This window comes from Streptomyces sp. NPDC059534 (assembly GCF_042743475.1).
GTDB lineage: Bacteria > Actinomycetota > Actinomycetes > Streptomycetales > Streptomycetaceae > Streptomyces.
Window position 1 is genome coordinate 77,197 of sequence record NZ_JBHWAQ010000010.1, and the last position, 23,062, is coordinate 100,258.

21 protein-coding genes and 8 tRNA genes are annotated in these 23,062 nt (G+C 72.9%); 14 read left to right on the forward strand and 15 right to left on the reverse strand.

The genetic code is table 11. The features are described 5' to 3' along the window. Positions 1-3 precede the first annotated feature (3 nt). The gene (pgsA, locus tag ACFVZH_RS14800) at positions 4-666 is read right to left on the reverse strand and encodes a phosphatidylinositol phosphate synthase (protein WP_384897077.1); all 663 of its coding nucleotides are present in this window, start codon (positions 664-666) and stop codon (positions 4-6) included. A gap of 267 nt (positions 667-933) precedes the next feature. Between pgsA and ACFVZH_RS14805 the strand changes: the two genes are divergently transcribed. Both ACFVZH_RS14805 and ACFVZH_RS14810 read left to right on the forward strand, forming a co-directional pair. Further along, positions 934-3,141: an elongation factor G-like protein EF-G2 gene (locus ACFVZH_RS14805; RefSeq protein ID WP_384897079.1), complete on the forward strand. Its 2,208-nt coding sequence runs from the start codon at positions 934-936 to the stop codon at positions 3,139-3,141. Positions 3,142-3,315: 174 nt separating this feature from the next. Beyond that, positions 3,316-4,971 (forward strand): hypothetical protein, encoded by a 1,656-nt coding sequence (locus tag ACFVZH_RS14810; protein WP_384897082.1) that lies wholly within the window; start codon positions 3,316-3,318, stop codon positions 4,969-4,971. Between the two features lie 21 nt (positions 4,972-4,992). Here ACFVZH_RS14810 and ACFVZH_RS14815 read toward each other — a convergent pair whose 3' ends face one another. Continuing rightward, positions 4,993-5,556 carry an HIT family protein gene (locus ACFVZH_RS14815; protein WP_384897085.1) on the reverse strand — a complete coding sequence of 188 codons (564 nt, stop codon included), beginning with the start codon at positions 5,554-5,556 and terminating at the stop codon, positions 4,993-4,995. 65 nt (positions 5,557-5,621) lie between these two features. On the opposite strand from ACFVZH_RS14815, the gene ACFVZH_RS14820 reads away from it, so the two are divergent. Further along, positions 5,622-6,323 (forward strand): potassium channel family protein, encoded by a 702-nt coding sequence (locus ACFVZH_RS14820; RefSeq protein WP_384897088.1) that lies wholly within the window; start codon positions 5,622-5,624, stop codon positions 6,321-6,323. A 106-nt stretch (positions 6,324-6,429) separates the two neighbouring features. Here the strand turns inward: ACFVZH_RS14820 and thrS are convergent, their stop codons facing one another. The 3 genes from thrS to ACFVZH_RS14835 form a co-directional block, all read right to left on the reverse strand. Then, positions 6,430-8,406: a threonine--tRNA ligase gene (gene thrS, locus ACFVZH_RS14825; protein WP_384897090.1), complete on the reverse strand. Its 1,977-nt coding sequence runs from the start codon at positions 8,404-8,406 to the stop codon at positions 6,430-6,432. Positions 8,407-8,544: 138 nt separating this feature from the next. Next, positions 8,545-9,867: a hypothetical protein gene (locus tag ACFVZH_RS14830; protein ID WP_384897093.1), complete on the reverse strand. Its 1,323-nt coding sequence runs from the start codon at positions 9,865-9,867 to the stop codon at positions 8,545-8,547. Further along, the gene (locus tag ACFVZH_RS14835; RefSeq protein WP_384897096.1) at positions 9,867-10,433 is read right to left on the reverse strand and encodes a DUF4365 domain-containing protein; all 567 of its coding nucleotides are present in this window, start codon (positions 10,431-10,433) and stop codon (positions 9,867-9,869) included. Before ACFVZH_RS14835 ends, ACFVZH_RS14830 begins: the two co-directional genes overlap by 1 nt. Before the next feature lie 122 nt (positions 10,434-10,555). Between ACFVZH_RS14835 and ACFVZH_RS14840 the strand changes: the two genes are divergently transcribed. Next, positions 10,556-11,284 (forward strand): 3'-5' exonuclease, encoded by a 729-nt coding sequence (locus tag ACFVZH_RS14840; protein ID WP_384897099.1) that lies wholly within the window; start codon positions 10,556-10,558, stop codon positions 11,282-11,284. A 73-nt stretch (positions 11,285-11,357) separates the two neighbouring features. Here ACFVZH_RS14840 and ACFVZH_RS14845 read toward each other — a convergent pair. Continuing rightward, a tRNA-Val gene (locus ACFVZH_RS14845) sits at positions 11,358-11,429 on the reverse strand. A 199-nt stretch (positions 11,430-11,628) separates the two neighbouring features. Here ACFVZH_RS14845 and ACFVZH_RS14850 point away from each other — a divergent pair. After that, a complete protein-coding gene (locus ACFVZH_RS14850) occupies positions 11,629-14,232 on the forward strand; it encodes an SCO7613 C-terminal domain-containing membrane protein (protein WP_384897101.1) in 2,604 nt (867 codons plus the stop codon). Positions 14,233-14,282: 50 nt separating this feature from the next. On the opposite strand, the gene ACFVZH_RS14855 is transcribed toward ACFVZH_RS14850, so the two are convergent. Next, positions 14,283-14,357, reverse strand: a tRNA-Val gene (locus ACFVZH_RS14855). Positions 14,358-14,412: 55 nt separating this feature from the next. After that, positions 14,413-14,835 carry a TIGR02611 family protein gene (locus ACFVZH_RS14860; protein WP_384897104.1) on the reverse strand — a complete coding sequence of 141 codons (423 nt, stop codon included), beginning with the start codon at positions 14,833-14,835 and terminating at the stop codon, positions 14,413-14,415. A 190-nt stretch (positions 14,836-15,025) separates the two neighbouring features. Between ACFVZH_RS14860 and ACFVZH_RS14865 the strand changes: the two genes are divergently transcribed. Together ACFVZH_RS14865 and ACFVZH_RS14870 are read left to right on the forward strand one after the other, a co-directional pair. Then, positions 15,026-15,439: an SsgA family sporulation/cell division regulator gene (locus ACFVZH_RS14865; protein ID WP_015032345.1), complete on the forward strand. Its 414-nt coding sequence runs from the start codon at positions 15,026-15,028 to the stop codon at positions 15,437-15,439. A gap of 191 nt (positions 15,440-15,630) precedes the next feature. Continuing rightward, on the forward strand, positions 15,631-16,188 hold the full coding sequence (locus ACFVZH_RS14870; protein WP_384897107.1) for a CGNR zinc finger domain-containing protein: 558 nt from the start codon (positions 15,631-15,633) through the stop codon (positions 16,186-16,188). Between the two features lie 46 nt (positions 16,189-16,234). On the opposite strand, the gene ACFVZH_RS14875 is transcribed toward ACFVZH_RS14870, so the two are convergent. Together ACFVZH_RS14875 and ACFVZH_RS14880 are read right to left on the reverse strand one after the other, a co-directional pair. Beyond that, positions 16,235-16,399, reverse strand: coding sequence for a hypothetical protein (locus ACFVZH_RS14875; protein ID WP_384897109.1), 165 nt, complete (start codon positions 16,397-16,399; stop codon positions 16,235-16,237). A gap of 111 nt (positions 16,400-16,510) precedes the next feature. Next, on the reverse strand, positions 16,511-16,927 hold the full coding sequence (locus ACFVZH_RS14880) for a hypothetical protein (protein WP_384897112.1): 417 nt from the start codon (positions 16,925-16,927) through the stop codon (positions 16,511-16,513). Between the two features lie 148 nt (positions 16,928-17,075). On the opposite strand from ACFVZH_RS14880, the gene ACFVZH_RS14885 reads away from it, so the two are divergent. Next, a complete protein-coding gene (locus ACFVZH_RS14885) occupies positions 17,076-17,591 on the forward strand; it encodes a DsbA family protein (protein ID WP_384897115.1) in 516 nt (171 codons plus the stop codon). A gap of 9 nt (positions 17,592-17,600) precedes the next feature. On the opposite strand, the gene ACFVZH_RS14890 is transcribed toward ACFVZH_RS14885, so the two are convergent. From ACFVZH_RS14890 to ACFVZH_RS14900, 3 genes are all read right to left on the reverse strand, one after another. Further along, positions 17,601-18,440, reverse strand: coding sequence for a GNAT family N-acetyltransferase (locus ACFVZH_RS14890; RefSeq protein ID WP_384897118.1), 840 nt, complete (start codon positions 18,438-18,440; stop codon positions 17,601-17,603). Between the two features lie 132 nt (positions 18,441-18,572). Then, positions 18,573-19,397 (reverse strand): aminotransferase class IV, encoded by an 825-nt coding sequence (locus ACFVZH_RS14895; RefSeq protein ID WP_384897121.1) that lies wholly within the window; start codon positions 19,395-19,397, stop codon positions 18,573-18,575. Then, positions 19,394-20,461 carry a chorismate-binding protein gene (locus ACFVZH_RS14900; RefSeq protein WP_384897125.1) on the reverse strand — a complete coding sequence of 356 codons (1,068 nt, stop codon included), beginning with the start codon at positions 20,459-20,461 and terminating at the stop codon, positions 19,394-19,396. The genes ACFVZH_RS14895 and ACFVZH_RS14900 overlap by 4 nt, the downstream gene beginning before the upstream one ends. Before the next feature lie 255 nt (positions 20,462-20,716). Between ACFVZH_RS14900 and ACFVZH_RS14905 the strand changes: the two genes are divergently transcribed. The 6 genes from ACFVZH_RS14905 to ACFVZH_RS14930 all read left to right on the forward strand — a co-directional run bounded on the left by ACFVZH_RS14905 (position 20,717) and on the right by ACFVZH_RS14930 (position 21,286). Continuing rightward, positions 20,717-20,789 (forward strand) — tRNA-Gly (locus ACFVZH_RS14905). A gap of 39 nt (positions 20,790-20,828) precedes the next feature. Further along, positions 20,829-20,902, forward strand: a tRNA-Cys gene (locus tag ACFVZH_RS14910). 1 nt (position 20,903) lies between these two features. After that, positions 20,904-20,975: transfer RNA gene (locus ACFVZH_RS14915), tRNA-Val, on the forward strand. A gap of 34 nt (positions 20,976-21,009) precedes the next feature. Further along, positions 21,010-21,081: transfer RNA gene (locus tag ACFVZH_RS14920), tRNA-Val, on the forward strand. Between the two features lie 29 nt (positions 21,082-21,110). Continuing rightward, positions 21,111-21,182 (forward strand) — tRNA-Val (locus ACFVZH_RS14925). A gap of 29 nt (positions 21,183-21,211) precedes the next feature. Beyond that, positions 21,212-21,286, forward strand: a tRNA-Val gene (locus ACFVZH_RS14930). Between the two features lie 100 nt (positions 21,287-21,386). Here the strand turns inward: ACFVZH_RS14930 and ACFVZH_RS14935 are convergent. Continuing rightward, positions 21,387-21,671, reverse strand: a complete 285-nt coding sequence (locus tag ACFVZH_RS14935; protein WP_384897128.1) for a zf-TFIIB domain-containing protein — start codon at positions 21,669-21,671, stop codon at positions 21,387-21,389. A 46-nt stretch (positions 21,672-21,717) separates the two neighbouring features. Beyond that, on the reverse strand, positions 21,718-22,758 hold the full coding sequence (locus ACFVZH_RS14940) for a phosphotransferase family protein (RefSeq protein ID WP_384897391.1): 1,041 nt from the start codon (positions 22,756-22,758) through the stop codon (positions 21,718-21,720). Between the last annotated feature and the right edge of the window lie 304 nt (positions 22,759-23,062).

Genomic DNA, 23,062 nt, shown 5'->3' on the forward strand with positions numbered 1-23,062 from the left:
TGCTCACGTTGTCGCCCCGCCCCCCTGGGCCGCGGCGGCGTCCGCCTCGGCCGATTCCCGTCGTACCGTGACGACCCGCTGTCCCAGGGTCACCGCGCTGCCGACGGCCACGATCCACAGGGCGATCGGGAGCAGCACCTGGATGCCGGGCACGCCGAAGGCGTGCAGTCCGGCGAGACCGGCGGCGACCAGGGAGATGACGAGCCGCTCGGCGCGCTCGATCAGACCGTTGACGGCGACCGGCAGGCCAATCGATTCGCCACGGGCCTTGGTGTACGAGACGACCTGGCCGCTGGCGAGGCAGAAGATGGCGACGGCGCACATCACGTTGTCGTCGCCCTTGCCCGCGTACCAGAGGGCGAAGCCGCCGAAGATCGCGCCGTCGGCGACGCGGTCGAGCGTCGAGTCGAGGAAGGCGCCCCAGCGGCTGGAGATCCCGGCCTGCCGCGCCATGTTGCCGTCGACGAGGTCGGAGAAGACGAAGAGCGTGATGACGATGGTGCCCCAGAAGAACTCTCCGCGGGGGAAGAAGATCAGCGCACCGGCCATCACCCCCGCCGTGCCGATGAGCGTGACCGCGTCGGGGCTGACGCCCCGGCGGAGCAGAAACGCGGCGAACGGTGTGAGGACACGCGTGAAAAAGGCACGCGCGTACTTGTTCAGCATGGCCTTCCCGAGGTTCGGTGGGCCGCGCGGCCCCTACGACCACCGGCTCGCCCATCGTAGCCACGCGCGTCACGCCCACGCTGCGGGCACCCGTCCCGCCGCGTCGGCGTCCCCCGCCGAGCCTGCCCGTGTACGACGTATGGACGCGTCCCGGCGGCGGTGCAAAGCTCGAAGGACCACCGCGGGCACCGCAGGAGCCGTACCGCGAGACCACTCCCCCGCGCCCGCTCCCCGCCGCATCGTGCGAGCAGTCGGGAGGAACACGTCATGGGTGACAAGGCGAACACGGCCGCCGGAGCCGCCGGCAGGGCGCCGGCGGCCGACCGGCCCCAGACCGTACGGAACGTGGTGCTGGTCGGCCACAGCGGATCGGGCAAGACGACCCTGGTCGAGGCGCTCGCGCAGACCGCCGGGGCGGTCAACCGGCCCGGACGCGTCGAGGACGGCGCCACCGTCTCCGACTACGACGAGATCGAGCACCGCCAGCACCGCTCCGTCCAGCTGTCCCTCGTACCGGTCGGCTGGGACGGCTTCAAGATCAATCTGCTCGACACCCCCGGATACGCCGACTTCGTCGGAGAGCTGAGGGCCGGTCTGCGCGCGGCGGACGCGGCCCTCTTCGTCGTCTCCGCCGCCCAGGAGGCCGACGCCGTCGCGGGCTCCACCCGCATGATCTGGGAGGAGTGCGCCGCCGTCGGCATGCCCCGCGCCATCGTCGTCACCCATCTCGACACCGCCCGCACCGATTTCTCCGAGCTCACGGCCGTCTGCGCCGGCCTCTTCGGCCGCGACGACCCCGACGCCGTCCTCCCGCTCTACCTGCCGGTGCGCGGTGCCGAGGGACCCGACGGGCACGCACCCGCCACCGGTCTGGCTGGCCTGCTCTCCGAGCGGATCTACGACTACTCCACCGGGACGAGGCGGGAGGAGCGGCCCGACGAGGCCCAGCGGGAGCTCATCGCGGAGGCCCGTGCCCGGCTCATCGAGGGGATCATCGCCGAGAGCGAGGACGAGACCCTCATGGACCGCTATCTGGGCGGCGAGGAGATCGACCTGAAGACGCTCGTCGACGACCTGGAGAAGGCCGTCGCCCGGGGCTCCTTCCACCCCGTGCTGGCGGCCGCCCCCGCCTCCGACGGCGGTACGCAGGGCCTCGGCACCCTCGAACTCCTGGAGCTGATCACCGGCGGCTTCCCCTCCCCCCTGGAGCACGAGCCGCCCGCCGTCACCACCCCCGACGGACGGCTCCGCCCGCCGATCGCCTGCGACCCCGACGGCCCCCTGGTCGCCGAGGTCGTCAAGACCGCCGCCGACCCCTACGTGGGCCGGATCTCCCTGGTCAGGGTCTTCTCCGGAACCCTGCGCCCCGACGAGACCGTGCACGTCTCGGGGCACGGCCTCGCCGACCGGGGGCACGAGGACCACGACGTCGACGAGCGGATCGGCGGCCTGACCTCCCCCTTCGGCAAGCAGCAGCGCCCCCAGGCGCACTGCGTCGCCGGGGACCTCGCCTGCGTCGCCCGGCTGGGCCGCGCCGAGACCGGCGACACGATCTCCGCCAAGGACGACCCGCTCCTGATGGAGCCGTGGCGCATGCCGGAGCCGCTCCTCCCGCTCGCCGTCGAGGCGCACAGCAAGGCCGACGAGGACCGGCTCTCGCAGGGTCTCGCCCGGCTGGTCGCCGAGGACCCGACCCTGCGGCTCGAACAGAACCAGGACACCCGGCAGGTCGTGCTGTGGTGCCTCGGCGAGGCCCACCAGGACGTCGTCCTGGAGCGCCTCCGCGGCCGGTACGGCGTGCAGGTCGACGCCGTCCCGTACAAGGTGTCGCTGCGGGAGACCTTCGGCGCGCCCTCGGCGGGCCGGGGCCGGCACGTCAAGCAGTCCGGCGGCCACGGCCAGTACGCGATCTGCGAGATCGAGGTGGAGCCGCTGCCGCCGGGCAGCGGGATCGAGTTCGTCGACAAGGTGGTCGGCGGCGCGGTCCCGCGCCAGTTCGTCCCCTCCGTGGAGAAGGGGATACGGGCGCAGGCGGCCCGGGGTGTCGCCGCCGGCTACCCGCTCGTGGACATCCGGGTCACCCTGCGGGACGGCAAGGCCCACTCGGTGGACTCCTCCGACGCCGCCTTCCAGACGGCCGGGGCACTGGCGCTGCGCGAGGCGGCCGCCGAGGTGCCCGTCCATCTCCTGGAGCCGGTCGCCGAGGTCGAGGTCCTCGTCCCCGACGAGTACGTCGGCCCGGTCATGAGCGACCTGTCCGGGCGGCGCGGGCGGGTCGTCGGCACCGACCAGGCCGGTCCGGGGCGGACCGTGGTGCGTGCCGAGGTGCCGGAGATCGAGATCGGGCGGTACGCGATCGACCTGCGGTCCGTGTCGCACGGCACCGGCCGGTTCGACCGCGCCTACGTCCGCCACGAGCCGATGCCCCCGCACGTCGCCGACAGGCTCCGTGAACAGGCGGGCAAGGGCTCCTAGTTGACGGGCCGACAATCGGTGCCGCCCGCCCCGCCGTCCGGGGCGGGCGGCATTCGGACGACCCTTCCCACTCCGGTGACGCAGCGGTCGCCACCCGGTTACGCTGGGGTGCCCAGCTCAGAAGGTGTGCGGGGCGCGGCAGTTGGGAACAGCCCGCACAGGTACTCGCACGCGATGGGGGCGGCAGTGGCGATCGACGGATTCGGACCCGGGGCACAGATTCCCCTCCAGGGCTCCGGCGGTGGTACGGGGGCGACGAACGCGCTCGCCTCCGCCGCGTACCGGGACAGTCCCCTGAGCACGATCAAGGAAGCGGACAACGACCTCTACAAGACCACGGTCAAGGAAGGGAAGTGGGGGCTCTTCAGCCCCGACCTCGGCGAGGCGTTCTCCCGCGCGGTGCAGGTCCGCATGCTGGGCGGCGCCCGCAAGGCCCTCGTCCAGTCCTTCGGGGCCGAACCGCAGCCGGTCGTCGAGCACTGCCTGGCGGCCACCCATCTGCGCAGGCAGCGCGACGTCAAGCTGACCCTGGTCACCTTCTTCTGCGGTGTCCTCTTCCTGCCCGGCCTGCTGCTCTGGCTCGGCGTCATCCAGCTCCGCCGCCTCGTCGCCGGTTCCGACAACAAGCGCCACAGCGCCATCGGCACCGCCCTGCTCTGGGTGGCCGGGATCTTCGCCGCGCTCGTCCTGCTGAAGCTGCCCCTGGACGGGATCCTGCCGAACTACCTCCGCGCGATGGTCGTCGCCCCGGTGGTCGGCTGGTTCCTCGCGAGCCGGATCTGCCTGAACGCCGCCGTCGACCTGCGGGAGCGCTGGTCCGGGCTGCTCGGCGGCGGCGGGGTCGGCCCCCACGTCCCGAAGTCCGTCCCCCAGGACCCGGGCGAGAAGTCGGCGGAGGCGCTCCGGGTCAACCTGGAGAAGCTCTCCGCGGAGCAGCAGTCCAACATCGTCTTCTACGCCGGCAGCAAGGGGATCCTCGGTCTGGGCACCCGCTGGGGCAGCTGGACCCTGGCCGAGGACCTGGTCGCCCAGCCGGGCCGGGAACTCCACGCGTTCCGCGCCTGGGACATCGTCCGCAGGATCCACGACGAGCTGGCCCTGCTGGAGCGCGGCTCGCTGAAGACCGGTTTCCCGAAGCCGACCGTCAAGCACTGGGTCGTGTCCCCGGTCGGGGAGGGCGCCGACGAGGTCTCCCGCCCCGAGGGCGACAACATCGTCCACTACCAGGTCAAGCCGCACGAGATACAGCGGATCTGCAACGAGCAGCAGTTCGGCGCGGGCAACCGCCATTACCTCGGCGTGCAGTTCACGCTCTGGGGGGGCAATCTCGTCCTCACCATGATGGTCACGGTCACCTCGCTCCACCACACGCTCCGGATCGAGGTCACCGGCCACGCGCTGGGTCCCGTCCACGGCCTCTTCACCACGAAGCCGAAGGCGAAGACCAAGGAGGTCTCCAAGACCGTCCGCTTCTGGGAGACGAAGGAGATCCAGCAGCCGCTGCTGACGACCAACGACATCGTCCGGCTCGCGGTGCGCGCCCCGCTCACCTGGTACCCGCCGGTCCTGGAGTTCCTCGGCGGCAAGATGAGCCTGCCCGAGCCGTTCGGACTGCGGCACGTCTGGGCCGGACCGCTCTGGAAGAACCGCTTCATGGCCGACGACGCGATCCGCATGGCGGCGCCCGTGCTGCGCGCCGTCCACACCGCGACGATCAAGGTGCTCGACGAGCACAACGTCGACACGGAGCGCTTCACCAGCCGCTCGCTCGTCCTCAGCGGCGGCATCCAGGACCCGGGTCCGAAGAAGGCAGACGCCTACGACGCCTGACCCGGGTCCCCCGCGGACGGATCAGATGCCGGCCGGCCAGGCGTCGGCCAGCATCTTCCGGGTGTCGGCCAGCAGCTGCGGCAGCACCTTGGTGTGACCGACGACCGGCATGAAGTTGGTGTCGCCGCCCCAGCGCGGCACCACGTGCTGGTGCAGATGGGCGGCGATACCGGCGCCGGCGACGGCGCCCTGGTTCATGCCGATGTTGAAGCCGTGGGCGCCGGAGGCCGCCCGCAGGGCGACCATCGCGCGCTTGGTGAAGGCGGCCAGCTCGACGGTCTCGGCCTCGTCGAGGTCGGTGTAGTCGGCGACGTGCCGGTAGGGGACCACCATCAGGTGACCGCCGTTGTACGGGTAGAGGTTGAGCACGGCGTACACGGCCTGGCCGCGGGCGATCACCAGACCGTCCTCGTCCGACTTCGACGGGATCGAGCAGAACGGACAGCCGTCCTCGGCACCCGGTCCGGTCGGCTTGTTCTCGCCCTGGATGTACGCCATCCGGTGAGGCGTCCACAGGCGCTGGAACGCGTCCCGCGTCCCCACTCCGATCTGCTGCTCCGGCTCAGTCGTCATGCTGTGCAGCATATTGCGTCGCCCGTTCGGAACGTGTCGCCGGGGCAGAAGATCCATGCAGCGGCCATGCTGATCCGATGAGCGCCAGGCCCCCGAAACCACCGAGGCAGGAACGCTGGGACCTTCGCATGGAGACCCCGCTCGCCGTGGCCTCCCTCGCCTACCTGGCGGGCTACGCGGTCCGCGTCCTCGGCCACCACGACCTTCCGCAGGGCTGGCTCGACCTCTGCCTGGCCGTCACCCTCGCCTCCTGGGCGGTCTTCGTCGCGGACTACGCGGTACGGCTCCGCCTCAGCGGCCTCCGGCCCCTCCGCTTCGTCCGCACCCACCTCCTCGACACGGTGGTCCTCTGCCTGCCGCTGCTGCGGCCCGTGCGGATGGTGAGCATGTACGACCGGGTGCAGCGCCGCCGGGACAAGCCGAGGCTCACCCTCCACGCGCGCGTGATGGTCTACGCCGGGCTCACCGTGTCGCTCCTCGGCTTCGCCGGCGCGCTCACCGTCTACCACTTCGAGTACGACGCCCCCGGGGCCACTATCCTCACCTTCGGCGACTCGGTGTGGTGGACCTGCGCCACGCTCGCGACCGTCGGATACGGGGACGTCGTCCCGGTGACGCGGATGGGCCGGGTGACGGCGGTGGGCCTGATGGCCTGTGGCCTCGCGCTGCTCGGCGCGGTGACGGGCTCGTTCTCGTCCTGGCTGATCCAGGCGTTCACGCGGGAGGACGAGAAGGAGGACGTGAAGAGGCCCCCGGGGGATTTCCCGGGGGCCTCCTGAGCTCACGTCCGGCCGTCGGACCGGGATCCGGCCCTGGGATCAGGGCCGGATCAGGCCCGGATCAGAGCCCGACCCGCGCTCGGATCAGGGCCCGATCCGCGCTCGATCAGACCTGGACGCGGTCCTCGACGATCTTGGCGATCTTGGCGATGGCCTCGTCGGCGGGGATGCCGTTCTCCTGCGAACCGTCGCGGTAGCGGAAGGAGACGGCACCGGCGGCCATGTCCTCGTCACCCGCGATGATCATGAACGGGACCTTCTGCTTCTGCGCGTTCCGGATCTTCTTCTGCATCCGGTCCGAGGAGGAGTCGACGTCCACCCGCAGACCCTGCTTCTTCGCCTTGGCGGCGAACTCGTGCAGGTAGTCGACGTGCGCGTCGCCGATCGGGATGCCGGTCGCCTGCACCGGGGCCAGCCACGGCGGCATCGCGCCCGCGTAGTGCTCCAGGAGCACCGCGAAGAACCGCTCGATGGAGCCGAAGAGCGCACGGTGGATCATGACCGGGCGCTGCTTGGTGCCGTCCGGGGAGGTGTACTCCAGGTCGAAGCGCTCCGGCAGGTTGAAGTCGAGCTGCACGGTCGACATCTGCCAGGTACGGCCGATGGCGTCGCGCGCCTGCACGGAGATCTTCGGGCCGTAGAACGCGGCGCCGCCCGGGTCGGGGGTGAGCGGGAGGCCCTGCTTCTCGGCGACCTGCTGGAGGACCGCGGTGGCCTCCTCCCACGCCTCGTCCGAGCCGACGAACTTCTCCGGGTCCTTGGTGGACAGCTCCAGGTAGAAGTCGGTCAGACCGTAGTCGCGGAGCAGGTTGAGGACGAAGGTGAGGGTGCGATCCAGCTCCTCCGCCATCTGCTCGCGGGTGCAGTAGATGTGCGCGTCGTCCTGGGTGAAGCCGCGGGCGCGGGTCAGGCCGTGCACGACGCCGGACTTCTCGTACCGGTACACGGTGCCGAACTCGAACAGGCGCAGCGGCAGTTCACGGTAGGACCGGCCGCGCGCGTCGAAGATCAGGTTGTGCATCGGGCAGTTCATGGGCTTGAGGTAGTAGTCCACGCCCTCGTCGAGCTGCATGGGGGGGTACATGCCCTCGGCGTACCAGTCCAGGTGGCCCGACTTCTCGAACAGCTTGCCCTTGGTGGCGTGCGGCGAGTAGACGAACTCGTAGCCCTCCTCCTCGTGCCGCTTGCGCGAGTAGTCCTCCATGACCCGGCGGATGATGCCGCCCTTGGGGTGGAAGACCGCGAGGCCGGAGCCGATCTCGTCCGGGATGGAGAAGAGGTCGAGCTCGTTGCCCAGCTTGCGGTGGTCGCGCTTCTCGGCCTCGGCCAGGAAGTCGAGGTGCGCCTTCAGCTCGTCCTTCGACGGCCAGGCGGTGCCGTAGATGCGCTGGAGCATCGGGTTCTTCTCGCTGCCGCGCCAGTAGGCGGCCGCGTTGCGCATCAGCTTGAACGCCGGGATGTTCCGGGTGGTCGGCAGGTGCGGACCGCGGCAGAGGTCCTTCCAGCACAGGTCGCCGGTCTTGGCGTCGAGGTTGTCGTAGATGGTCAGCTCGCCGCCGCCCACCTCGACGTTCGCGCCGTCGTCGGTCGACGCGGAGCCCTTGATGCCGATGAGCTCCAGCTTGTACGGCTCGTCGGCGAGCTCCTCGCGGGCGGCCTCGTCGGTCACCACGCGGCGGGCGAAGCGCTGGCCGCGCTTCTGGATCTCCTGCATCTTCTTCTCGATGACCTTGAGGTCCTCGGGAGTGAAGGGCTTCTCGACGTCGAAGTCGTAGTAGAAGCCGTCCCGGACCGGCGGGCCGATGCCCAGCTTGGCCTCGGGGAAGAGCTCCTGCACGGCCTGGGCCATGACGTGCGCGGTCGAGTGGCGCAGGATGTCGAGACCGTCCGGGGAGGAGATCTCGACGCCCTCGACGACGTCGCCGTCGGCGAGCGCGTACGACAGGTCCTTCAGCTCACCGCCCACACGGGCGGCGATGACGGTGCGGTCGTCGGCGAAGAGGGCACCGGCGGTGGTGCCCGCGCTCACCGCCCTCTCCTCTGCCTCCGAGGCGGACTGGACGGTCACACGGACTTCAGACACTGGTGTTCTTCTTCCTTTGGGGCGCAGGCAGACACGAGGTGCCGGCGCCGGCGGTGCGCAACAGAGACGAGGTGCCGCGCACCGCTGATGTTACCGAGCCGTCCGCGCCCTCCGCGAAACGGTTTCCCCCGGCCTCCCTCACTCGTCGTCCGGGCCGCACGCCTCCTCGAAGAAGTCGAGGTTCTCGTGGAGGGACTTCATGAGGCGGTCGCGTTCCGTCTCGTCGACCTGGACGGGGACGACCCCGGAGGCGTCGGTGAGCCGCCGGAAGCCGCCCCGGCTCTCCAGGCGGCCGACGACCCGGATCGGGAGGCCGACGAGGTGGGCGTGGCCGGCGGTGCGGTACGCCTCCTCGTCGAGGGCGACGCGGACGTGCGGGACCTCCGCGCCGGCCAGGACCCGCAGGCGTACGGTTCCCTCGCCGCGCGGTCCCGAGCGGCGCATCCGGACGACGGCGCCGGTGAGCCGGACCGGCACGGAGGGCTCGTCGGTCAGATAGCGGGCGCTCGCCTCGCGCAGGGCGGGCAGGTCCCCGGGGGAGAACTCGACGGGCTCAGGCCGGGCCGCGCACCCGTCGGGCGCCCCGGCGGCCGGGGCCCACGCGAGGGCGATCCGCGCGCCCTCGGTGCCCCGGACGAGGGCGACGAGGGCCTCGGTGAGCTCGCGGCTGACGCCCGCCGCGACGGCGGCGTCGAATGCCTCCATGCCGCCGGTGGCCCGCTGATAGTCCGTGGCCTCGCGGGCCGCGTGGAGGGCGTGGTAGAGGCGGACGGCGATCGGCCGGCCCGGTTCGACGGGCAGGAAGGCGGTGAGTCCGCGCCCGCCGGGCGGCGCGCCGACGACGACGGTCTCCAGGGACGCCTGGGCGGGGCGGCGGTGCCGGGCACCGTAGTAGCCGGCCCGGCCGCGCACGGCGAGGGCGCCGGCGAGGAGGAGCTGGCGGGCGGCGGACCTGAGCTGTTCCTGCACGGTCCACGGGACGGTGCCGGCCGGGCCCGGGGGCACGTCGCGCCACCAGCGGATCTCGTCGCTGGGCACGGAGAGGCCGGTGAGGACCTCGCGGGCGGAGGGCGTGGCGCTGCGGGCGAGGGCGGTGAGCGCCTCACCGAGCAGGTCCTCGCAGTCGGGGAAGGCACGGCTCTCCGGGACGAGGAGGCTCGTGCCGCCGTGGGTTCCGCTGCCGGGCGGGGTCCAGCGACTGTACCGGCCGGCGGCCCCGCCGCGCCGCCGCCAGCCGTGGCGGGCGAGCAGGGCGCCGAGGACGCGCGGGTCGACCCGGCCGGGGTCGGGTGTGCCGTGGGCGTCGGCCCAGGGCCCGGCGGGCGGTCCGGGGATCCCGGTCCAGGGACCGGGGATCTCGCCGGGCGCGGGATGGGGACGGTAGGGCGGGGGAACGGGGACGGGGCCGCGCCCGGCCCCGTCCCCCTCCCCGAACCCCGGTTCGTCGATCGGCCGGTGCATCAAGGTCTCCCTCCCACGCCGACCCGGGTCATGATCTCGCAGAGCGCCCGGTCGTCGAAGATCCGCGTCGTCGGGATGCGCACGGTGGTCCGGCGCCGTCCCGTGACCGGGTGTCCGGCCAGGTTGGTCCAGTAGCAGCAGTGCCGCAGGTCGAGCCGGTCGTGGCTCGCCCTCAGCCAGTCCTCCTGGGACCTCGGGACGAGCATCACGACCAGGATCTTGTGCACGGACACGGGGGTCCGGGCGAGTTTCACCAGGTGGTCGTTGTCGAGGGTGAAGGAGAACGCGCTCCCCGGCGGCCGGGGAGGTATCTGGTAGGTGCACTTGAGCTGCACCTTGATGGTGACTTCGTCGTCGACGGTGTGTCCGGGCGAACCGTGGCTCACGTGCCAGTCGATGCCGTTGTCCGGAAAGGGCTGGGACAGCGAGCAGCCGGCCGCGGCGGCGACGGCGTGCAGGTATCCCACCTGAAGGGTCTCCATGCATGCGGTGGTGGCGAGTGAGCCGCGCGTCGGTGCCACCCGCTGGGGCGGCAGCCCTCCCGACTCGGGCTGGGCGAGCGCCATGTCGTTTTTCCTTCCCCGTCCTCTCTGTTGTGACCGGTCCGCGTACGGCGCAAACAGTGCGGGTATCACCGTTTCGGGGCAGGGGGTTGGCCATCTGCCGCACGTGTGCGAGGAGTTCGGGGATGACGACGCACTGGTACGAGGGGCCCCTGGCCGCTTTCGACACGGAGACCACAGGAGTCGACGTCGAGGGGGACCGGATCGTCTCGGCCGCCCTGGTCGTGCAGGACACGGTCGGGGCGCGGCCGCGGGTGACGCGCTGGCTGGTCAATCCGGGCATACCCGTGCCCGCGGAGGCCACCGCCGTGCACGGCCTGACGGACGATCACCTCCAGCGCAACGGCCGGTGGCCGGCTCCGGTGATGGAGGAGCTGGCGCGCGCGCTGGCCGAGCAGACCGCGGCGGGGCGCCCGCTGGTGGTGATGAACGCGCCGTTCGATCTGACGATCCTGGACCGCGAGCTGCGGCGGCACCGGGCGTCCTCGCTCGGCACCTACCTGCAGAGCACCCCGCTGTGCGTGCTCGACCCGCGGGTCCTGGACAAGCACCTGGACCGCTACCGGAAGGGCCGCCGGACCCTGACGGACCTGTGCGCGCACTACGAGGTGGAACTGACGGGTGCCCACGACGCGGCGGCGGACGCGGCGGCGGCGCTGGACGTCGTACGGGCGGTGGCGCGGCGCTTCTCGTCGCGGCTGGAACGGCTGACGCCGGCGGAGCTGCACACGCTCCAGGCGGTGTGGCACGCGGCGCAGGCCCGTGGGCTCCAGGCGTGGTTCAGCCGGCAGGGGACGCCGGAGACGGTGGACCCGGCGTGGCCGCTGCGGCCCGAACTGAGCACGGCCGCCTGATCCATGGGGCTGCCGGGCGAGGCCGTCACATGACAGAGGCCGGTCCGTCTTTCGACGGACCGGCCTCTCCCGGTGGGCGATACTGGGATCGAACCAGTGACCCCTTCGGTGTGAACGAAGTGCTCTCCCGCTGAGCTAATCGCCCGGGAACGGGTTGAACCATACAGGCCCGCGCGCCCTTCGTTCAAACTCGCCGCAGGTGGGCGTCGGGACCCGGCTGCCCGTCGCGTGCCGCCGGGGCGCGGACGGCACCCGCCCACGGCCCTGATGTTGGGGGTACTCAGGCGGGGATCTGAGTACGTGGACGCATTCCCGCCACGAGTGGCCGAGGCCACACTCCGGGTATGGACACTTCCCTGCCACCCGCGGACGAGCTGGTGCTCGTCGACCGCGAGCTGGCCCAACTCGACGCACGCCGGTCCCAGTTGCTGGCCAGGCGGGCCTGGCTGATCCGGGTGCTGTACGCGCCGGCCGCCGCCGTGACCCCGCCGCGCCCCCCGGTGGCGGACTCGACGCCGCGGAGCGCGCAGAACGTACTGCTGACGCTGGGCGGGACGCTGCTGACGATCGCGGCGGTCGCGTTCACCCTGGTGAGCTGGGGCTCGATGGGGATCGGCGCCCGTTCCGCGGTGCTGTTCGCGGTCACCTCGGCGGCGCTCGCGACCCCGGTGGCACTGCTGCGCAAGGGACTGGTGTCGACGGCCGAGTCGGTGGCGGCGCTGGGCCTCGTCCTGATGGTGCTCGACGCGTACGCGCTGCACCGGGTGGCGCTCCCGGAGACGGACGGCACGGGATACACGGCGGTGGCCGCCGCGGTCCTCGCAGGCGCGTGGACCGCGTACGGCTCGGCGCTGTCCCGGCTGCGGATCCCGCTGCCGGTGGCGGCGGCCGCGGCGCAGCTGCCGCTGCCGCTCGGCGTGCTCGCGGCCGGCGGCGGGCCGACGGCCCTCGCGTGGGCCGCCCTGGTCACGGCCGGGGCGGACGTGGCCGCGGTCCTGTGGATCCGGCCGGCGGCGGTCCGCGTCGTGGCGGCCTCCGGTGCGGCCGCGCTCGGCGGCTGGTCGCTCCTGACCGGCGGCTGGCTCTCGCTCACCTCCCCGTGGTCCGGCGCCCCGCTGCTCCTCACGGCCGCCGCGGTGCTCCTGTACGTGGCGTGGCGCTCGCCCGCCTTCGCGACGGCGGCCTCCGTCCTCGCCGGTGTCACCGCGGTGACCGCCGTCGGCGGTCTGCTCCGCGCGGCCCTCCCGGCGGACTGGACGGTCCCGGGATACGTCCTGTGCGGACTGGCCCTCGCGGCGCTCCTGCTCGGCCGCCCGTCCGGCGCGGACACGGGCGCCGACGCCTCGGGCGGTGAGCGGCCCGCCGGGCGGCGACTGCCGCGCGGTGTGCGGCCGGGGCTCGCGGGCGCGGGTGCCGGGGTGGTGGGTCTCGGGGCCCTGTGGGCGCTGCCGCCGGTGGCGGCGGGGCTGCTCGGCCCGGTGGCCCGCACGACGGACGTCTGGTCGGGCGAGCACGCCGAGCGGGCGCTGACCTCGTACCCGGCGACCGCCGCCCTGGTCCTCCTCGCGGCCACCGCCGCCCTGACGGCCGTCCCGCGGCTCTGGGCGCGCTGTGGGGCGCTCGCCCTGGCGTGGGCCCTCCTGACCGCTCTGCCGGTCTCCCTGGAGCTGCCCTACGCGGCGACGCTCGCCCTCCAGCTCCTCACCACGGCGGCGGCCCTGTGGCTCGCCGTCCGCCCGGAGGTGGCGGCGCGGGGCCTGCGCCGGGCGGAGGCGTCCGGGCACTCCGGTGCGTCCGGCGCGGAGCCCCACGCCGGGGCGCCGGTGACGCACGGACCCGACCGGGGCGAGGAGGCCGGCACGACGGCCGAGCCGCGCGCGCGGGCCACCGGTGGCCCCTCGGCGCCGGTGGCCGGGTCCGGGACGGGCTGGGCGGGCTGGGCGCCCTCGCCGGTCCGGCGGCCGGCGACGTCCGTGGACCACCGTGCGGCACTGGGCTGGAGCGCGTTCGCCGGCGGGCTCGCGTCCGCGGTGAGCGCGCTGGGGCTCGCCCTGGACGTGCGCGGGGCGACGTTCGTCGCGCTGGGGCTGCTGCTGGGGCTCTTCACGGGGGTCGCGGCGCTCGGCGCGGGCGGGCGGCGGGTGGTCGCCGCCTGTGCGGCGGTGCTCGCGGCGACCGGGCTGGTGTTCGCGGTGGCGGCGGCCGGCGGGTTCGAGGACCGGTGGACGGCCCTCGCCCTGCTGCTGGTCCCGGCGGCCACGGCCCTCGTGGGGGCCAGGACGCGTCCGGTGCCGGTGGCGGTGGCGGTCGAGATCACGGGCGCGGCCGTGGGGCTGCTCGCCCTGGGGATCGCCGCGGCCGACCCGGCGTTCCTCGCGCTCACCCTGGCGCTGGGCGGGGTGACCGCGGCGGCGACGGCGGTGCGGCCCGAGCGGCGGCGGTTCGCCTCCTGGACGGCCGCGGCGCTGTTCCTGCTGGCGACCTGGGTGCGGCTGGCGGTCTCGGACGTGACGATCCCGGAGGCGTACACGCTCCCGGTGACGGTGCCCGCGCTGGTCGTCGGGTTCCTGCGGCGGCGGCGGGACGCGGAGGCGTCGTCGTGGACCGCGTACGGCCCGGGTCTCGCGGCGACGCTGCTGCCGAGCCTCGTGGCGGTGTGGACGGACCCGGGGTGGACGCGCCCGCTTGCTCTGGGGCTCGCGGCGCTGGCGGTGACGCTGCTGGGCGCGCGGTTCCGGCTGCAGGCCCTGCTGGTGCTCGGCGGTGCGGTGCTGGCCCTGGTCGGGCTGCACGAGCTGGCGCCGTACGTGGTGCAGGCGGTGGGCGCCCTGCCGCGCTGGCTGCCGCCGGCCCTCGCCGGGCTCCTGCTGCTCGGGGTGGGTGCCACCTACGAGCAGCGGCTGCGGGACGCCCGGAGGCTGCGGGAGCGGCTGGCGCGGATGCGGTGAGACGTCGAAGGCCCGGAGACGGTATTCCGTCTCCGGGCCTTCGGTCCGGGTGGTGGGCGATACTGGGATCGAACCAGTGACCCCTTCGGTGTGAACGAAGTGCTCTCCCGCTGAGCTAATCGCCCGGGCACACCCCAAACATTACCCCATGTCAGCGGGGCTCCCGAACCACCCGGGAGGTCACTGGTCGATCTTCCACGGCATGACGAAGCCGAACTTCCAGAGATAGACGCCGAGCAGGGCGGCGATGATCACCAGGCCGATGGTGGTGAGGATGATGTTCCTGCGGCGGACCTTGGGGTCGAGGGCGCGCTGGGCGGCCTCGGTGACCTTGCGCTTGGTCCAGCGGAGCACGAGCTGGGCCCAGACGAACTCGGTCGCCCAAATCGCCATGCCGCCGAAGATGACCAGCCAGCCGGGCCCGGGGAGCGGCAGCATCACCACTCCGGCGCCGACCACGGCGAGTCCCACAATGAAGACGCCGACCTGCCAGCTCACATGCAGGCTTCGGCGCGACTTGATGAACTCCGGTGCGCGCGATCCCAGTTCGGCCTCCTGGCCGCCCGCGGACTCCCCGGCGCGCTCGTCACTCTCCGCATTCATGCCTTCCAACCTACCGGACGGGAGAGCGCCACCGGAATGGCGGTATTACCCAAAGTCACACGCGCCCATACGAGCTACCTGAACGATCACAAAACCGACAGAGGGGTTTACAACGCCACCTGAGGTGGCATGTCGATTTCGCCGACGTGCGAATCCCCGAGCGCACACTGAGCGAAAGGCCCTGGCGCTTATGAACACCACGGTCAGCTGCGAGCTGCACCTGCGCCTCGTTGTGTCGAGCGAGTCCTCACTGCCTGTACCCGCGGGCCTGCGGTATGACACGGCCGATCCCTATGCCGTGCACGCCACCTTCCACACCGGAGCCGAGGAGACGGTCGAGTGGGTCTTCGCCCGCGACCTTCTCGCCGAGGGGCTGCACCGGCCCACCGGCACAGGCGACGTCCGCGTCTGGCCATCCCGTAGTCACGGCCAGGGAGTCGTCTGCATCGCGCTGAGTTCCCCCGAAGGAGAAGCCCTGCTCGAGGCCCCGGCGCGGGCCCTGGAGTCGTTCCTGAAGAGGACCGACGCCGCCGTGCCACCCGGCACCGAGCACCGGCACTTCGATCTCGATACGGAGCTCTCCCACATCCTGGCCGACAGCTGAGCCAGGCCGACAGCCGCACGGCGCCGTCCGACTCGGGGCGACGGCGCCGCGCGGACAGTCACACAGGCACGACATCCGGCGCTCCCACCGCGCAGCCGGCGCGGTGGCGGGCGCCGCTGTCCTTTTCCCGGTCGCGCTAAAGTCAGCGCCATTCCGCGGGCACCCGCCCGCGGCCGGCCAGGGAGCGAATCGTGCTGATCCCCCACGACACCCGGATCGCCCTCGACACCGTCGTCGATCTGATGAACACCGCGCCCCAGGGCGACCGCGCCGACGAGCTCGCGGACCTCCCGGGGCTGGGCGCCTTCGTACGGGCACACAAGATCAGCGACGTGGGCGACCTCGACGCCGACGACCTGCGGGCCGTGCGCGAGGTCCGCGACAAGTTCGCCGCGGTCTTCTCCGCCCCCGAGGCCCGGATCGCGGCCCCTCTGATCAACCAGCTGGTGGCGGGCGCGGGCACCACTCCGCAGCTCACCGACCACGACGGCTACGACTGGCACGTGCACTACTTCGCGCCGGGCGCCTCGGTGGCGGACCACCTCGCGGCCGACTGCGGCATGGCCCTCGCGTTCATCGTCGTGGGAGGCGAGCAGGAGCGACTGCGGCGCTGCGAGGCCCCCGACTGCGGCCGGGCCTTCGTCGACCTCTCCCGCAACCGCTCGCGCCGCTACTGCGACAGCCGGACCTGCGGCAACCGGCTGCACGTCGCCGCGTACCGGGCGCGCCGCAAGGAGGCCGCGGGCTGACGGCACCCGCCGGCGCGGAGGGTCACGGCAGGAAGAGCCCGGAGGGTCACAGCACGAAGAGATCGTGCAGCGCGGCCATCAGCAGCAGGCAGCCGATCACCCCGAGGAAGATCATCAGCGGCGGCTGCGAGAGCGCGAACAGGCAGCCGCGCGGCTCGTCGGCGGGGGCTTCGGCGGGGGCGGGGACGGGTTCCCGCGAGGTATCCAGCATCTCGGGGGGATGATGGCGCACCACGCACCCCGGAAATCCCGCAACACGCCCCACGGCAAGGGCCGTTCACCCCTTCCCGTGGATCATGGGAACGGGAACCGCCAGAAGTGATCAGATTCCGTGCTTCTTCAGAATCGCCTCGATGTCGCTGAAGTCCTCCCCGGGCGCCTGGGCGGCCCCCGGCTTCGCCGCGGCCACCCCGCGCGAGGGCGACGAGGAGGCCGGGGCGACGGCCTTCGACTCCGCTCCCCCGGTCACCTCCCCACGGCCGGCCCGGCGCCGCTCCACGGCCCGGGTGGACAGGAAGAGCAGCCAGGCGATCCCGAGCACGCCGAATCCGGCCCACGCCACCGGGCTGAACGCCGTGTCCACGATCCAGTCGACGGCGCCCGTCATCACCAGGCCGAGCGGCACCAGCGCATAGGCCGCGATCCGCGCCGCGGACAGGAAACGCTTCCGGTAGGCCGCGACAGCGGCGATGCCCAGGCCCGCCACGGACACCGCGGAGCAAATGGTCTCGGCGAGCATGCGGTCCTCCAGGTCCCGGGTGATACGTCCCTTCCATCCTGCACCGGCGGGGCCGTCCGGGGCCACGCCCCGAGGCCCGTCTCAGGGAGATCTCCGGGTCGCCCCGGCCGGATCTCCTCCCCAGGTCCCGGTGAGGGAGACTGCTGTCATGAGTGACTCCACCACCGCACCCGCCTCCCCCGTCGTCCTGGAGGCGTGGTTCGACCTCCAGTGCCCCGACTGCTTCGTGGCCCTCGACGACGTCCGCGCGCTCCGCGAGCAGTACGGCGACCGGCTCGACGTACAGCTGCGCCACTTCCCGCTGGAGAAGCACAAGCACGCGTACGCCGCCGCGCAGGCCACCGAGGAGGCCGTCGAGCAGGGCAAGGGCTGGCCCTATGCGGAGGCGCTGCTCGCCAGGACCGCCGAGCTCGGCGACCGGGGCGAGCCGGTCCTGCTGGAGGTGGCGGCCGAACTCGGTCTGGACGCCGAGGAGTTCGACACCGCCCTGATCGACGGCCGGCATCTGCTGACCGTCGACGCGGACGAGGCCGAGGGCAAGGCGATCAAGGTCACCGGCACCCCGACCTATGTGATCGGCGGCGAACGCCTGGACGGCGGCAAGAGCCAGGAGGGCCTGCGCGAGCGGATCGCGGAGATCGCCGACCGCCTCCTGAAGGGCTGACCCCCGCCGCTACCGCAGCTCCTTGGCGCTGTTGACGAGGGTCGTGCGGTAGCCCAGCGACTCGTAAAGCCGGATCGCCGGGGTGTTGCCGGCGAAGACGTGGAGTCCGAGCCGGGTCTCCCCGGCCTCCCTCGCGACCCGTTCGGCCAGCAGCATGAGCGCCCGGCCGAGACCGAGGCCGCGCTGCTCCGCGTCGACCTCGATGTCGTACACGAAGGCGGCCCACCGCCCCGGTTCGAGCTCGATCCGGCCGGTCCACAGGAAGCCGGCGGGCCGCCCCTCGTGGACGACGACGTGGATCGCGACGCCGGGGGTGGCCAGGCCCTCGGGGCGGTAGCGGCGGGCGCTGTCCTCGGCCTTGTTCCGGGCCTGGTCCTCGGGGACCCCCCGGTCGATCCAGCTCTGCGCGAAGCCCGCCTTGGCCCGCGCCTCCCACCGCGCGTACTCGTCCTCGGACATCGGCCGGACCTCGACGCCCTCCGGCAGCGCCGGCGGTTCGGCGGGCAGGTCCTTGACCATGTTCCGGCTGCGTTCGGTGTAGCCGAGCGAGCGGGCCATCCGCAGCGCCGCCTCGGCGTCGGCGGGTACCGATATCTGCACCTCGACGCAGCCCCAGCCGCGCAGCACCTCCTCGGAGGCGAGCGCCGCGACCGTGCCCCGGCCGCGCCGCCGGTCCGGCTCGTCGACCCGCAATTCGTCGATCACACCGGACGCGGCCCCGAAGGCTGGGTCGGTCGAGAGGCGGACAGCGCCGACTCGGCGGCTGTTCACACACACGTCGTAGGTACGGCAACGGCCGCCGTCGGGCTTCTGCTGAAGCGGCTCGGCCGGCCGCAGGGTGGTGGTCATCAGAGGAGTTCTACCCACCCCGGGGCCGTCCGTCATCCGGTTTTGCCCGGGCGTCCGCCGACACCGGGACCCGGGCCGCCGCTCAAGCGTGTCCAGCCCAGGCGCGGGACCCGGGCCGCCGCTCATGCGTGCCTAGCCCAGGCGCGGGTCGCGGTCGCGCGCCGCGCGCTCGTCGAAGATCCGCATCGCCTTGGCGGTGACGGGTCCCGGCTCCAGGTCGCGCGCGTCGACCCGGTGCACGGCCTGGACGTCGCGCAGGGTCGAGGTCAGGAAGATCTCCTCGGCGCTCTCCAGCGCCTCCAGCGGCAGATCGGTCTCCTCGGCACCGGTCCACTCCACCGCGAGGGCGCGGGTGATGCCCGCGAGGCAGCCGGAGGAGACGGGCGGGGTGAGGATCCGGCCGTCGACCACGACGAAGACGTTGGAGCCGGTGCCCTCGCAGAGCTGCCCCACCGTGTTGCCGAAGAGGGCCTCGGAGGCGCCCTGCTCGCGCGCCCTGGCGAGGGCGACGACGTTCTCGGCGTACGAGGTGGTCTTGAGTCCGGTCAGCGCGCTGCGCTCGTTGCGGGTCCAGGGCACGGTGATCACCGCGGTGGAGTCGGGGCGGCGGCCGGTCTCGCCGAGGGCGACGACGAGGCTCGCGCCGGAGTCGCCGCGCTCCGAGCCGAGCGGGGAGAGCCCGCCGGTGTACGTGATGCGGAGCCGGCCGAGCTCCATCGGGTTGGCGTCGAGTACGGCGGCGCAGGCGCGGCGGACCTCGTCGAGGTCCGGGTCGGGCAGGCCGAGGCCGCGGGCGGAGCGGGTGAGGCGCTCCAGGTGGAGCGTGAGAGCAAACGTTTCTCCGCGCTCGGCCTTGACCGTCTCGAAGATGCCGTCGCCGACGGTCAGTCCGTGGTCCAGGACGGAGATCCGGGCGGTCTCCGCGTCGTGCAGCCCGCCGTTGACCCAGAGTTTCATCGAGAAATGGCCTTTCCGCTCGCCGCATGGGCGCCTGACTCGTAGGCGCCCGACGCTATCGCGACCAGCCGGGCGGCCTTCAGCTCGGTCTCCTCCCACTCGCGCTCCGGGTCGGACCCCCAGGTGATACCGGCGCCCGTGCCGAAGCGGAGCACGCCCTCGGGGCGGTCGATCCAGAAGGTGCGTATGCCGACCGCCAGCTCCGCGGTGCCCGCGTCGGCGTCGACCCAGCCGACACCGCCGCAGTACGGCCCCCGGGGCGCGGTCTCCAGAGCCTCGATGATCCGCAGGGCGCTGGACTTGGGCGCCCCCGTGACGGAGCCGGGCGGGAAGGTCGCGCCGAGCAGCTCGGGCCAGCCGGCCCCCTCGCGCAGGATGCCGGTGACGGTGGAGACGAGGTGGACGAGGCCGGGGTGCTCCTCGATCGCGCAGAGGGCGGGGACGGCGACGGAACCGGTCTCGCTGACGCGCCCCAGGTCGTTGCGGACCAGGTCGACGATCATCACGTTCTCCGCGTGGTCCTTGGGGAGCAGGTCCGCCGCGGTGCGGCCGGTGCCCTTGATGGGACCCGAGGTGATCAGTGCGCCCTCCTGCCGGAGGTAGAGCTCGGGGGACGCGGTCGCGACCTCCACGCCGTGGGCGGGCAGGCGGATCGTTCCGGCGTAGGGGGCCGGGTTGCCCCGGGCGAGCAGCGCGGTGAGGGCGTCGACGTCGGCGGCGGCCGGGTCCGGGAGCGGCGCGGTCAGCACCCGGCAGAGGTTCGCCTGGTAGACCTCGCCGCGCGCGATGTGCTCGCGCACGCGCCGGACGCCCGCGATGTACGCGGCGCGGTCGAGGGACGACGTCCAGTCACCGGCGGCGGGGCCGCGCCAGGCGCCCGGGACGGGCGCGGGCACCGGGTCGGGCCGCACGTCTCCGAAGCGGGCGCAGGTGAGGCGCCCCTCGAAGTCCGCGCAGACGGCCCAGAAGCCGGCGGAGTCCAGGGCCTCGGGGTCGTGGGTGACGTCCCGGAGATCGGTCGCGACGAGGCCGCCGAAGCGGGCCAGAGGAGCAAGGTCGTGCACGCATCGAGTCTAGGTCCGGTCGCGCGGGGGTACGGGGTGATGTGCGGAGGGGCACGTGGGGCACATGGGACCGGGGCTCCCCGCCACCTCGGGGACACGGCGAGTGAACGCCGCGCGAACCCTCCGGGAGGCCGGGCCGGCCGACCCGAAGGGCGCGCAGGTCAGCACGCTGCGGAAACGCGTTTTTGTACTGGCCCAGGAATCCGCTAGAGTTCAACACGTCGCCGGGACGCGCAAGCGGAACGGAAACGACAAGCGGACGTGGCTCAGTTGGTAGAGCATCACCTTGCCAAGGTGAGGGTCGCGAGTTCGAATCTCGTCGTCCGCTCGATGTGGGGGATCTTCCCGAACCCCCGTATTCACTCCTGGTGGAGTGGCCGAGAGGCGAGGCAACGGCCTGCAAAGCCGTCTACACGGGTTCAAATCCCGTCTCCACCTCCAAGGACGATTAGCTCAGCGGGAGAGCGCTTCCCTGACACGGAAGAGGTCACTGGTTCAATCCCAGTATCGTCCACTGGACCTTCGGGTCCTGGGTCTTCGGATCCCCCGCGCGATTAGCTCAGCGGGAGAGCGCTTCCCTGACACGGAAGAGGTCACTGGTTCAATCCCAGTATCGCGCACACAGTTCCCGCACCTTCGGGTGCGTCCCGCGCGATTAGCTCAGCGGGAGAGCGCTTCCCTGACACGGAAGAGGTCACTGGTTCAATCCCAGTATCGCGCACACAGTTCCCGCGCCCTCGGGTGCGTCCCGCGCGATTAGCTCAGCGGGAGAGCGCTTCCCTGACACGGAAGAGGTCACTGGTTCAATCCCAGTATCGCGCACCACTCGAAGAAGCCCCCGGCCGCGTCTCGCGGCCGGGGGCTTCTTCGTGCGCGACGGCACGCCCGAGCGCCGGGCGGGCCCCCGCGGGGGCGGCCCGGGCGGTCAGGAGGAGAAGAGCATCCGCCCGAAGCCGCGCTGGCGGTAGTGACCGCCGCCGTGGTGCCCACCCTGGTGCGGGGCACCCCAGGCGGGGGCCGCGGGGGCGGGCTGCGCCGGGTAGGCCGGCGGGGCGGGCGGGGCCTGCTGGGTCCACTGGGACTCCAGGCGCGTCAGGGCCTCCAGCTCGCCGAAGTCCAGGAATATGCCGCGGCAGCCGCTGCACTGCTCGATCTGGACACCGTTGCGGTTGTACGTGTGCATGGCCGCATGACACTTGGGACACTGCATGCTCGGCTCAACTCCCTGACGTTGCCGTTCGAATGGTGGCTTCACCCTACGGGGACGCCGAAGCGGCCGAAACGGTTCGATGTCCGGCGATGCGCGCACAGGTGTCGATCATCACCACCTCCACCTCGTCCAGCGGCCGGCCCTCGGCCGTCGACTTGGCCACCGCCAACGCGGCCGTCTGGACCGTCAGGGCCCGGGCCGGGCCGTCCAGTCGGACCCACGGATCGGCCCCGACCGCGGACCCGCCCGCCTCCTGGTACGCGCCGAGGAACCGGGACCACACCTCCGGCGGCAGGATGCCCGCGGCGAACCACGCGGCGGGGCGTGCCAGGTCCCATGCCGGATCGCCGAGCCCCAGGTCGTCGATGTCGATCAGCCGCCACGGCCCGGCCCCCTGCCCCGCCGGAGCCCCGCCGGTCCCATCAATGCCACCGGTCCCACTGGTCCCATCGGTCCCGTCGATCCCGTCGTCGCGGACCAGTTGACCGAGGTGGAAGTCACCGTGGCAGAGCGCCCGGGGGGCCGGACCGGAATGCGCGGGTCCGGGGAGCGTCCGCCAGGCGCCGAGGACGGTGGCGGTGGCCGGGCGGCCCGCCGCCGACCGGTTCATCCGCTCCACCGCGAGCCGCGCCTTCACGGGTGCCCGCATCTCCGGCAGTCGGCCTTCCGTCCCGTGGGGCGGCGGCGTCCGGTGGAGCAGGGCCAGCAGACGGGCCGCCTCCTCCCAGGGCGCGGCGTCCGGGTCCGCCGGGTCCACGGGAGGCCCGTACGGCCAGAGGCTGACGGGACGCCCGTCGAGCACGCCGGGGGCAGAGCCGGGGAGCGGGACCGGCGGCAGGAAGACCCCGGCGACCTCCGCGTGCGCGGCGAGCGCGAGCCGTACGCCGTGCGCCTCCGGATCGGTCCCCGGAGCATGCGCCTTGGCGACGAGCCCCCCGTGCCGCACCACGGTCCCGTCGTCCCGGTCGGCGAGCACCCCGACGACACCGCTCGCGCACGCACAGGACCCACCGGCCCCGTGGGCCGCGTCGCGCGCGACGGCGGCGAGCCGGTCGAGCAGAGCGACCGGGCCGGGCTGCGCGGGCACGAGCGGGGTCGGGGTGGGCGGGGGCGGGGTGGGCGCGTTCGGGGTGGGCCGGTTCCGGGTGGGCGGGCCAGTGGTGGGCGGGGTCTGGGCGGGGAAGTCCACGCGGGGAGCGTACGGGGTGGGGGCCAGCCAGCACTCCCCCGGCTCCGACCCGAAGGGTGGACCGGCAAGCGAGGACGGGTCCGGCCCGAAGAATGACCCGGCGGGCGACGACGGGGCCGGCCCGAAGGCTGACCCGGTGGGCGACGGCGGGATCGGCCCGTGCTCCTCCGCTCCGACCCGCGGGCCGTGCGTCGCGAGATCG